Here is an 11,891-nt window from a genome sequence, read left to right on the forward strand (position 1 = left end):
TAGATTAGTGTATAGAATAGAATGCCAGTTGCGATCACAATGGTATGATGGCAATGTCAGTTTATTTGGCCCGCTGTAGGGGCGGGTTACCAGTAAGTAGTGTTGAAATAGGTTTTAGCCTGTGCAACAGCAGCGGTCGTACTTTAAGCGGAACGGGAACGGATGTGAAATGTGCTGCAATTGTGCTATTGGTCTCATGCTTTGACTTGTCTGTTTTATGCAAAGTTATACCCTATTAAAATAGTAGACAAATGTATTGCTGAAGATATTTAAATGGTCAATGCCGTTGATGAAGGAGCGCAACTTGATAGCTTTGTTTTTTAAAACCGCATAATTACTGTTTAGCCCTGACTGATATAACCATCTTATTACAATAAAAAGGCCCCGATACATCGGGGCCCTGGCTAAGCTTTAAATCCATATATTAATAATAGCTGTTATTTTGCGTATATAGGTCAGGCTTGGCTTGAATTTCTGTGGCTGGTACGGGATAAATTACATAATCAGGTACCATCTTGTTCACGTTTATCAGCGCATCATAGGCTATCCAGTTATTGATAGCGGTAACAGCGGTGCCTTGCCGTACCAGGTCATTCCAGCGTAATCCCTCGCCGGCAAATTCGCGGCGGCGTTCTTCCAACAGGGTGGACAGATTTACATTGGAAAGGGCGTTGACACCTGCTCTAATACGTACCCGGTTAATGATATCGTCCACCTCATTCTGAGAGCCTGCTGCGCCATTTAGTATACATTCTGCTTTCATTAATAAAATGTCGGTATATCGAAGTACTATAAAGTTAATAGGCCAGTCAGTGCCGCTGGTGCCTTTCTTTGTTATGTCGACATACTTTTTTATAAAGGGGCTTTTAGTATAACCAGTGGCTACATTGAACGCATACCGGCTATCAGTGCCGCTGGTGACATTGTTGGTATAGGCTGTCTTTAAACTTTTGGTAACGGCAAACGTGCTGGAGCCATAACCATTTCCGTAAGTGTTCGCGATGCCAATGCTTGTCCAGTAGGCTACAGGAACCAGGTGGCTTGGAAAGCCGGCGCCGTTGATACCGCTCGCATATTGAACATCAAAGATAACTTCCTTATTGTTTTCATTTGAATAAGAGAAGATGGAAGTGTAATCATTCAGAAAGCTATATTGATTGCTGCTGATGATCTCATTGAAAAGCACCAGCGCTTTTTCATATTCATTACTGGCCAACCCGGGCCCGTCGATACTGTAGCTGGGGCCTGATCGGGTAAGGTAAACCAAACCCAACAATCCTTTTGCTGCGTATGAAGTGGCTCTGCCAACATCTGATCCGGTGAAGGATTTTGGTAAATTGGCAGCCGCGAAATTCAGGTCATCTATTATAAATGTATAAACATCCTTTACTGTACTTCTGGCAATTGTAGTCACGCCTTCGCCCGTTGTGGGCTTATCGATAAGCGGTACAGGTCCAAACAAACGGACCAGTTGAAAATAATAGAATGCGCGCAAAAAGCGAACTTCGGCGGTGTACCTGGTTGCCAAACCTGCGTTCCCGATCACATCGCCCTTGCTGGCAAGCGCTTCCAGTACGCTATTGGCGTTGTAAATGCCATTATAATTGTTTTTCCAGGCATTTGATATAAATCCAACTGTTGTAATATTGGGTGAAAAATTGTTAATGCCATCCCAATCTCGGTTCCCATCCGATACGGCATTGATATTATCGCTGCGCATTTCACCTAAAAACAAAGCCTGTTCGGGATAATTCTTTAACTGGGAGTATACGCCATTTACAGCTTGAAGGAAGTCGTTGTTGTTGGTGTAGAATTTTGAAGTGGGCAGGCTCGACACCGGTTGTTGGTCGAGCTGTTTTGAACAACTACTTGCGGCTGCCAGGATTAATAGTAGTATATAAACCTTTTTGTCCATTGTAATGGTCTTTTATAATTAAAAACTGATAGTTACACCAACAGAGGCAGTTTTGGTTAATGGCATGGCGCCATAATCACCGGCAATTGCATAACTGTTGTTTCCGCTGGCATTGGTGTTTTGTGCTTCGGGGTTTACACCGCCTTTATATTTGTCGTGTCCAAAGTAGTTTTCAAGCGAAATAAAGATCCGTGCTGTGTTGATGGTCCTGTATGTTTTGAAGAGGCTTTTCAGATTGTAACCCAGGGTAATATTCTGTACTCTTATGAAATCGGTTGAATAGATCCAGTCGGAGGTAACATAGGGAACAGTGTACGTGGAACCGAATTTTCCACGTGGCGCATGGTAGTTTTGGTTGTCGGGTGTCCAGCGATCACGCCAAATGCCCAATACGTTGGCCGTGGTGCTGCCACTGAAATCAATTGCGCGGCCGAGATACGAAAGTAACGAACCTCCATGTTGTCCATAGATCAGTATACTCAGATCAAAATCTTTATACCGGAAATTGTTTGTCCAGCCCCAGGTGTAATCTGGCATGGGGTGCCCCATCACTATGCGGTCTTTTGCATTAATAATTCCGTCTTCGATCGCATCGCGGTATTTGGCATCGCCAACCGTTTCGTTCTTTAGTTTAGCTGTTTTTGCATTGGATATATCGTCGGCCGTTAAAATGCCCTCTACTTGTGTAACATAAAAGCTGAAGGCGGGTAACCCTTCCTTTAGCAGGTAAGGTGCGTTATTGCCACTGTATGCAGAAGCTATTTCAATAGGTGCGTGGTCGGAACCCAGGGCAGTTACTTCATTCCTGTTGAATGCAATATTCGTATTCATGGTCCATTGGAAGCCCCTGGACCTCAGGTTCACAGTACTGAGACTGATTTCAAGTCCTTTGTTCACAACAGCACCAATATTCTTCAGGCTTGTGCTAAAGCCGCTGGCGGCCAGTACAGGAAGGTTCAGTAGCAGGTCTGTGTTCTTTTTGTAATAAGCATCTGCGGTCATGCTTATCCGGTTTTTAAGCAGGCTGATGTCAAATCCAAGATTGGTGGTAGTGGAAGTTTCCCATTTTAAAAACGAGTTGGCCAAAGCTGAAACCACCTGGCCGGTGCCTGCGGTTCCCGCAAAACTATATGAAGAGCTGGCCAGGGTTTGCACGGCATTGTAATCGCCAATATTATTATTTCCAGATTTGCCCCAGCTGAGCCGGAGTTTCAGATCGTTGATGGCTGTTATATTCTGAAAAAAAGCCTCTTTGGAAATACGCCAGCCGATAGAAGCAGAAGGGAAAGTGCCCCAACGGTTGTCTGCGCCGAACTTGGAAGAAGCATCTCTTCTGATGGTGCCCGCAAGCAGGTACTTGTCCTTGAGATTATATTGTAGCCGGCCGTACCAAGATAGGAGTGTATTGTTGCTTTCTGTATTGGTTCCGGTATAGGTAACATTCGAAGGACTGGGGATCGCATTATTGAGCGTGGTGATAATGTCGTTGGCAAATCCACCTGCTGTGGCCAGGTTAACCGTTTCATAATGCACACTGCTGTACGAGAGACCCGCAACGGCAGCAATGGTATGTACTTTATTGATGACTGTATTATAGCTGAGGGTATTTTCATTAAGAAAATTCCTTTTCTTTACTACATTGTAGGAGCCCGAGGAATTCAGGCCGGGGTTGGTGGTTAAAGCGGCAGAAGCGCCCACCGTTACTTTATCGGAAACATATTTTTTGGTATCGCGGTCAAGCCCGTCGTAGTTGACAGTCGATTTTAAGGCCAGGCCTGGAATAATCTGGTATTCGGCATAAACGGAACCTAACAACCGGGTAGCCGTGATCTTGTTGACAGCAGTTTGCAGGAACGTATAGGGACTGATCAGCCGCGGGCTACTCCAGGTATATGTGGCATTACCATTGGCGCCGGTGTTAAGCCCTGCGTCGCTTTCTGCAACAGGCACCATTTGCGCCAGTTTCATTAATTGGTTGTCTTTTCCTTCTGCCGGTGGCGAATTATTGATAGAGTAGGAGGGTGCCAGATTAATACCCGGCTTGAATTTTTTACTGGCATTGGCTTCAACATTGGCGCGCAATCCATAATTGATATAGTTGGAATTGATCAGCGTGCCATCCTGGTTTAAATAATTGCCCGAGATAAAATATTTTACATTATCGGTTCCACCGCTGGCAGCTGCTTCATAATTCTGGTACCACGCTTTGCGATATACTGCATCCTGCCAGTCGATATAATCAAGACCTGGATGACCATCAATAGCCCATCGGGGGTCGGCCATGTAAGAGGTGTTTATCGAATCAGGTTTGAGGCCAAGGAGCGTTGCGCGTTCATTATTCGTTTGACTGGTGGTTCGCCCCACGCCTGAGTTCACCCAGGCTGTATTGGCTACTTCGGTTGCCATGGTTACCCATTCACCGGGGCTTAATAGATCGAGTTTTTTGGCCACCTGGCCAATACCAGATTTGGCATTAACGGAGATCTTCATTTTGCCCGTTTGCCCTTTTTTAGTAGTGATAATCACCACGCCATTGGCTGCGCGTGATCCGTAAATAGCGCCTGCAGCCGCATCTTTCAATACCTGTATACTTTCAATGTCATTCGGATTGAGATTGTCCAGGGGGTTATTGGAAAAGCCTCCGTCTCCATTCTGACTGCTCACGTCAAGAGGTAAACCATCTATAACATACAGTGGTTCACTCCCAGCTGTGATAGAACCGGAGCCGCGTACCAGAATGCTCAATCCACTACCCGCCATGCCTGTTTGCTGTCGTACCTGTACGCCGGGCATTTGCCCAATCAGTGCCTGTTCAATCCGGTTGATCGGTTTTTCTTCGGTATTCCTTGCAGGGAGCGTGGCTACAGCGCCCGATACTTCGCTTCGTTTCTGGGTGCCATAACCAACTACCACTACTTCATTAAGGTTGCCTTGTTCCGGGATCAATGAAATAGATAACGCATTCTTTCCGTTAGGATGAACTTCCTGTACAATATAACCTACGTGGGTGATCACCAGGGCTGTTTTGGTATCGGGCAGCGTAATGGTAAAACTTCCGTCTTCACCGGTGATTACACCCTTTTCGGTATTTTTTATGCGAATATTTACACCGGACAAGGGGGCTCCTTTTTCATCGGTTATTTTGCCGTTTACCGTGATCTCTTCAGAACGTGCAGCGATATTGTTATTATAAGGAATGCCGGTGTTATATCTACCGTCGAAGTTTTCATTAGCTGCGTGAGCGCGGATCGACAATGCTGTAATGGAAACGACCATTATTGACCGCCTTATTGTAAGTCGGTCTATGCAACGATTCATTGCAATTGAGTTTTGATAATTATAAAATGCCAGCATATTCCTGGCCGAACTGCTGTAAATTGATAAACCGGTAATGGCTTGCAAACGTATGGCGGATGATATGTCCGTGGAGTGGGAGTAAGGTCCAAAGCAGGCTTTGAAGGATCAGCTTTCGCGTAAGCTTCATCGAAGTAGGGCCGGCTGGCGACCTTGCGGTGCAATAAATTGTTTTGCAATAATAGGTATATTTGATAAGTCTACAAAATAAGTGGACAATAATAACGATTATCACTAAATATAAAAGCCACTAGAAGTATTCTGGCGGCTTTTATACTAATCTGTTTTAATAACATTACCGTTTCATATGCAACGGGTATTCTCGGTTTTCGCGGTCCAATACTACATAAATGGAATCATTAAATTCGTTAGTGCCCTGTAAAATGATCCTGTTGGGAGTTGGCAAAAAATCTGTTGGTCGGGTAATGAACTGCATATAAAGGTGGAAGCGGCGCCAGTAAAAGCATACGCTACAAAAAGTGAAACTACAGCTTAACCTGCTCTACTAAAACATCCCAGTGCGCCAGCAGCAATTCAAACCGATGTTGTTCTTCCTTGTTTAGTTTATCTAAATCAGGGTACAGCTGCTTTTTGTAAGGCGTGGTAAGGTTGGGATCAAATGCGGCTTGCAAATTTTTAAAGCGGATAACTACTTTAAAATCCCATCGGGTGTCCTCGCCGCTATGTAACGTCGGCTTCTCTGCAACAACGGTAATAATATCTCCTTTTTCCTGTGCCTTCTTTAATAATGGGTAATGATTACGCTTCCATAGTGTAATAAACTCTTCGGCAAATCCCCATTTTATTTTGTAGTAATTTTCAATTGTAGTCTCGCTTGTTTCTGATTGCGCTGAAAGTTTATTCCATGTGGAGGTAATTAATAATAGACCGGTAATTATAGTAATAACTTTTTTCATAATAAAAGCGGCTTTGTTGGTTGATCAAATCATGTAATGCTGTCTCTGACTCTTCTTAATTAAAAAAGAACGACCGTTACTAATCTACGAAAATATATTAGCCTATTTGAAAATAGTCTAACGTTTTTTGAAATTATCTCCTTTTTAATGTCTACTTATTTTGTGGACTATATAAATAATCCTATTATTGTAATGAAAAAAATATGAAGGTCATGTGGCCGAGCGGCAAGGCACGGGTCTGCAAAACCTTCCACGACGGTTCGAATCCGTCCGTGACCTCTTTTTTTTAAATGTTCTTTTCCTGCTATCCTTGGTTGACAGTACCATTCGGCAATAACCTATTTATAAAAAATTAAATTGATTTTATGCATTTGGCTGTTGAACGTGAAGGAGCGGCCAGGGTGGCAGCATTCCAAGACATAATTGAACCTAATAACAATCAGGATGTTCCCTGTTTGATTGAGTTAATAACTGGTTCTGCAGTAATTGATCTGTTATTGAACCCGGGATTTCAGAAAGACTTCGATAGGCTCTTTAATGCTTGTCCCTGGGCTACCGTTTTTCAAGACAGGTTATACATAACTGCGTGGTATCAGGCTTACCAGGAGAAACATCTTCCTGTTTTGATTAAAGGTGAAATAAATGGCTATTTTATAGGTGTGCTGCCTATGGTTTTATTACATACTCAGGCAAACGATAGACGTGTTTATTCTAATGGCAATAGAATTACAGGTGTAGGACATTATGATGCGGAATACCAGACCTGGTTGGCTGTACCGGCTCATGGCGAATCGTTTATCAGGCAGGCGCTTGACAAACTCATAAAACAATTTCCAGGTAATCCGATCTCCTTCAGGTATCTGCCGCCAGGCACTCCATTAAATTGGATAAAGGAAGATAAAAAGTGGCGCAGCTATAGTACTGCACAATCGCATACCAGACCCCTGATAAAGTTAAGTGAACCAGACCATGCAAAACTATTGGAGAGCAGGCAGTTTAAGAATAAATTGAACCGATTGAAAAGATTAGGGGAGGTTCAGTTAGAGCCCATTACTAACCTTGAAATATTTAAAAGCTATCTGGACGAGTTATCGGTTCTCTATGATTTTAGGTTTGGTGCATTGTATAATAAACACATCTTCAGGGACGATCCCGTTAAAAAGGAGTTTTTGATTGAGTTATTTCGATCACAATTAATTCATGCAACTGTATTGAAAGTTGATCGGGAAATTTATGCGGCCGTAGTTGCAATATCAGGAAAAGGCTGGTTGCATCTTTCTGGATTTACTTGTCACTCCCCGTTTAAGGCCAGGTCATATTCACCCGGCCTTTTGCATTTTTCCTTTTTAGCACAAAAGTTAAGAAAGGAATGTATGCAATATTTAGATCTTACGCCAGGCTATGATTCCTATAAGGAAAAATTGGCCAACATGCACGATGAGGTATATGAATTAGTGGTCAGCAGAAAGCTCACATATCGTATAAAAAAACGAATCAAAATCTGGATGCACAATCGACTAATTGTCATGGGAATAAGGCCCATGACTGTTGAACTTAAGGTGAAGAAGTACATATATAGGCTGCGGCATATTCATATACTGACTCTTTTGAAAAAACTAGCAGAAAGGTTCACTCGAAAAGCGTATCAAAAACGATATGTTATAAATACCCCCGTTTTTAAATCCGGAGGGAGGAATTTGTTGCATGAGAACAATCTCAATCATTTGCTGCAGTTTCAAACAGATAAGGCAACAGGCATTACGCGGTGGGAATTCCTTGCGGACGCTATGTACCGCCTGGAGACCGGCCAATATTGTTATACATGGATAGAAAACGGCAAGCTGTTGAGTTGTGCCTGGTTCAATTTTCCCGATGCTTCTTCAAAGGAAGGAAAGAGTTCCCAGGAACATAATTATGATATTGAATTGAAAGAACTTTATTGTTATATTAAAGACAGAGATAAATTGCGATCTTTTATTTTTAGCATGATTGATCATGTTGCATCAGAAAAAAATGATATTGGTATTCGAACAAATAATAAATTCTTTAGTCAGGCCATGGAGGCTATAGGATTAAAAGCTGAATAAAGATACTCAGAAAATTTTGACGTTTGACGGATTGGGAGTTCGTGCCTCGGGGCTCAATGGCTGTTTCGCTGATATAAGCCGCTGATTTATATTATTTGCACAATTAATTAATCGTAATACTTTCAACGCCTTTTTCAAAAGCTGTTTCTTTAATACCATCAATTCTTAATCCTTCAACCCTAATAATGGCAACGTCTGTAATGCCGAGAAATCCAAGTAAGAATTTGAGATATGGGCTAACAAAATCAAACGATTGAAATTGGCCTTCGGAATAAACACCACTTGATGCAGTCGCAACATAAGCCTTTTTGTTTTTCAAAAAACCTTCTGGCTGCCCGTTTTCGTTATATCGGAAGGTAATTCCAGGCCTTGCAATGTGATCTAAGTATGCTTTCAAAGTAGAAGGAATTGCGAAGTTGTAAAAAGGTGCGTCAATTACATAGATGTTTGCTTCCTGCAATTCTGCAATCGCTTCCTCTGAAATTTTGATAGCGTCTAATTGTTCAGGCGAGCGGTTTTCCGCAGGTGTAAACCAGGATCCGATTTGTACTTTGTCCAAATGCGGAAAAGGGATTGTTGTCAGGTTTCGCTCTTTGACGAAGCTATCGGGGTATTTTGCTTTAATTTTTTCAATAATAGCATTTCCGAGTTTTTTACTAACGGACGATTCTCCTTGTGGGCTTGAGATAATATGCAGTATTTTTTTTCCCATAGTTTTTATCATTTGATATTACAAACATATGTACATTTACTAGTTAAATATTAGCAGTAAACTAAAGGTTAGTAGTAATGTTTTTGTTACTACCTCTAAAAAAATGGGCGAATTATTAGGTAAAAAAACAGCTTTTTCCGAAGTGCAATGTGGTAAACATTTATCCGCGACGGAAGACGCTTTATATGTTATTGGCGGAAAATGGACGTTGAGAATAATGATTGCTCTGTTAAGCGGACATACGCGGTTCAATCAATTGCAACGAACTATAAAAGGTATTTCGGCAAGAGTGCTTTCTGGGGAATTAAAAGATTTAGAAATGAATGGGTTAGTAAGTAGGGTGGTTCTCACTGACCAAAAACCTGTCGCGGTTGAATATGTGCCTACGGAATACAGCAAAACATTGAAAAATATAATTTCGGAGTTGGCTGATTGGGGCGCAAAACATAAAAAGAAAATTACAGCTCACTAATAATACATGTTCAAAACCTACTACCAGATCCTTCTTGACTGACAAACGCAGTCGGATACACCAACAGTCCGTTATCCGGTACTCCGGCTTTGAGCGATTTATCTACATCTTTCGGACACTCCATCATTTATCCCACATTTAAGAAACTTACACAGCGTTAGTGGTTAATGCTGCCAAAGTGAGCCTTAAACCTTTGACTGACACATTTTCGTAAAAATGTATCCTTATTCCGCTCTTCTGTATAATTCTGTTGGCGATGCCAGGTGTAATTTTGTTCTATCAAAAAAGGAAATAAATGTCAAAGACAATTTTTATTACGGGGGCATCCCGCGGGTTCGGAAGGATATGGGCAGAAGCATTTTTAAACCGTGGAGATAAAGTGATTGCCACATCAAGGAGTATGGTTGGATTAAAAGAACTGGCTGATAAATATAAAAGTGCCGTGCTGCCCATAGCGCTTGATGTAACGAACAGAGCCGCCTGCTTTGATGCTATGGCTAAAGCAAAGGCCCATTTTGGTACTATTGATATCGTGATCAATAATGCAGGTATAGGCGTATTTGGGGCAGTGGAAGAATTAGAGGAACAGGATGCCAGAAATATTATTGAAGCGAACTTTTTTGGCACCTTATGGGTTACACAAGCTGCATTACCTATATTTAGAGCTCAGGGTAGTGGCCATATTCTACAACTTTCAAGTGCTATGGGCATCTATACATTCCCTTCGTTAGGTATCTATAGCGCCAGTAAATTTGCGGTAGAAGGATTGAGCGAGGCGCTGTCTATGGAGGTAAAAGACCTGGGTATCTACGTCACGCTGGTGGAACCGAATGGATTTGCAACAGATTTCAATTCAACATCAATAAGTAGCAGCCCTAACACAGCGTATGATAATATGAGAGCCCAATTATATGCAGATCCAAATATTATTGCCAATGATGTTTACGGGGATCCGAAGGCAACTGCCGAAGCAATATTAAAGCTGGTAGATTCTCCTAATCCGCCGCTGCGGCTGATCTTGGGGAAAAAGGCGCTTCCTCTGGCGCAATCTGCTTATTCAGCCCGATTAGCTGGCTGGGAAGAGTGGAAAGATGTTTCTATCAAAGCACATGGCCTTTAGTTGAATGAATTATTCGTAAATTTATGAGTGGATCAGCCTGTGTTGTCAATATGGACTGATCTTAATATTTTTTACATATGCATTTTAAAAGTCTGAGCGATGTACATCATTGCAATAATTATCCCTCACCAGAAAATCCGTTGCTTACATTATTTACCTGCAATCCACTACGCAGTGTGAGTAGCTATGAGGTGACTACTGATTTTTATATCATTGCATTTAAGAAATTGAATGCTGGTGAGATTAGGTATGGAAAAACCCGCTACGACCATGAAAGTGGATCTATGTATTTTATGAAGCCACAGCAGACTATACAAATGAAAGACATATCCCTGAATGGTGATGGTTTTGAAATATGGTTCCATGAAGATTATTTAAGCGGTCATCCGTTACATACGGAAATAAAGAAGTACAGTTATTTCAACTATGAGTTAAACGAGGCCCTCCATACATCTTCGAAGGAACAACAGATCATTTGGGAATTATTTGAGAAGATTGAAACAGAGCATAACAATAACGAAGATGAATTTACCCGGGGTATTATTCTTGGGCACATTGAATCCATTCTTAAATATTCTCAGCGCTTTTATAAGCGGCAGTTTCTTAACCGAAATATACTTTCCGGAACTACCGTTACCCGGTTCAACGAGGCACTTTCTACCTATTTCGAAAATGGATTGCTGCAGAATAAGGGATTGCCAACGGTAGCTATGTTTGCTGCTGAGTTGCATTTATCCCCCAGGTATCTGAGCGACCTCCTTAAACAGGAAACCGGAAAAACGGCTATGGACCTGATACAAAGCTTCCTCATTTCAGAGGCCAAGAATCTGCTAAACGGAGGCGAACATTCTGTGGCAGAGATCGCTTATTTGCTGGGATTTGAAAACCCTCCTTATTTCTCCCGTTACTTTAAGAAAGAAACAGGTATAAGTCCTAAACAATTTAGAAAACAGTTTTTTAATTAAAGGGGAATCTTGATGCAACTTATTCCTTAGAGCAATTGTACGGAGGCAAATACTTCGTAGTGTTGCACTTTCTCTTCAAACTCTAATAGAAAGTTGTTGTCCTCTGGATAGTATTTTGCTTTTTCAAAATCTTGCCCTGCAAAATTTTTAATTACTTCAAGGTTTTCCCAAAATGTTATGAGGTTAAAATGTACCTCGCCATTCCTGACCTGCCTTAAAAAAGTTAAGCCCTTAAATCCTACCGTCTTTTGATAGTCAGGGATGGCAACGTGTTTTAAAAAATCGGTGTAAACGTCAACGCTTTCTATGCTTATTTTGCCATGCCAAATTCTTGCAATCATATGGTGTT

Annotated in this window: 9 protein-coding genes and 1 tRNA gene; 5 read left to right on the plus strand and 5 right to left on the minus strand. The window is 41.8% G+C overall.

Annotated features, from left to right (window positions below; all coding sequences use genetic code 11):
* Positions 1 to 424: 424 nt before the first annotated feature.
* The 3 genes from J7I42_RS22455 to J7I42_RS22465 all read right to left on the minus strand — a co-directional run bounded on the left by J7I42_RS22455 (position 425) and on the right by J7I42_RS22465 (position 6,186).
* Entirely contained in the window at positions 425 to 1,915 is a 1,491-nt protein-coding gene (locus J7I42_RS22455; RefSeq protein WP_209141122.1) for a RagB/SusD family nutrient uptake outer membrane protein, read from the minus strand.
* A gap of 18 nt (positions 1,916 to 1,933) precedes the next feature.
* A complete protein-coding gene (locus J7I42_RS22460; RefSeq protein WP_209141123.1) occupies positions 1,934 to 5,233 on the minus strand; it encodes a SusC/RagA family TonB-linked outer membrane protein in 3,300 nt (1,099 codons plus the stop codon).
* Positions 5,234 to 5,754: 521 nt separating this feature from the next.
* On the minus strand, positions 5,755 to 6,186 hold the full coding sequence (locus tag J7I42_RS22465) for a hypothetical protein (protein WP_209141124.1): 432 nt from the start codon (positions 6,184 to 6,186) through the stop codon (positions 5,755 to 5,757).
* Positions 6,187 to 6,394: 208 nt separating this feature from the next.
* Between J7I42_RS22465 and J7I42_RS22470 the strand changes: the two genes are divergently transcribed.
* A tRNA-Cys gene (locus tag J7I42_RS22470) sits at positions 6,395 to 6,465 on the plus strand.
* Between the two features lie 86 nt (positions 6,466 to 6,551).
* Positions 6,552 to 8,273 carry a GNAT family N-acetyltransferase gene (locus tag J7I42_RS22475; RefSeq protein ID WP_209141125.1) on the plus strand — a complete coding sequence of 574 codons (1,722 nt, stop codon included), beginning with the start codon at positions 6,552 to 6,554 and terminating at the stop codon, positions 8,271 to 8,273.
* Positions 8,274 to 8,376: 103 nt separating this feature from the next.
* Here J7I42_RS22475 and J7I42_RS22480 read toward each other — a convergent pair whose 3' ends face one another.
* Complete coding sequence (locus J7I42_RS22480) at positions 8,377 to 8,985, minus strand: FMN-dependent NADH-azoreductase (RefSeq protein WP_209141126.1); 609 nt, start codon at positions 8,983 to 8,985, stop codon at positions 8,377 to 8,379.
* Between the two features lie 103 nt (positions 8,986 to 9,088).
* On the opposite strand from J7I42_RS22480, the gene J7I42_RS22485 reads away from it, so the two are divergent.
* The 3 genes from J7I42_RS22485 to J7I42_RS22495 all read left to right on the plus strand — a co-directional run bounded on the left by J7I42_RS22485 (position 9,089) and on the right by J7I42_RS22495 (position 11,542).
* Complete coding sequence (locus J7I42_RS22485) at positions 9,089 to 9,457, plus strand: winged helix-turn-helix transcriptional regulator (RefSeq protein ID WP_209141127.1); 369 nt, start codon at positions 9,089 to 9,091, stop codon at positions 9,455 to 9,457.
* Between the two features lie 295 nt (positions 9,458 to 9,752).
* On the plus strand, positions 9,753 to 10,577 hold the full coding sequence (locus J7I42_RS22490) for an SDR family NAD(P)-dependent oxidoreductase (protein WP_209141128.1): 825 nt from the start codon (positions 9,753 to 9,755) through the stop codon (positions 10,575 to 10,577).
* A gap of 77 nt (positions 10,578 to 10,654) precedes the next feature.
* Positions 10,655 to 11,542 (plus strand): helix-turn-helix domain-containing protein, encoded by an 888-nt coding sequence (locus tag J7I42_RS22495; RefSeq protein ID WP_209141129.1) that lies wholly within the window; start codon positions 10,655 to 10,657, stop codon positions 11,540 to 11,542.
* Positions 11,543 to 11,568: 26 nt separating this feature from the next.
* Here the strand turns inward: J7I42_RS22495 and J7I42_RS22500 are convergent, their stop codons facing one another.
* Positions 11,569 to 11,883 carry a hypothetical protein gene (locus tag J7I42_RS22500; RefSeq protein ID WP_209141130.1) on the minus strand — a complete coding sequence of 105 codons (315 nt, stop codon included), beginning with the start codon at positions 11,881 to 11,883 and terminating at the stop codon, positions 11,569 to 11,571.
* Positions 11,884 to 11,891 lie beyond the last annotated feature (8 nt).

This window comes from Niastella soli (genome assembly GCF_017742245.1).
GTDB classification, from domain to species: domain Bacteria; phylum Bacteroidota; class Bacteroidia; order Chitinophagales; family Chitinophagaceae; genus Niastella; species Niastella soli.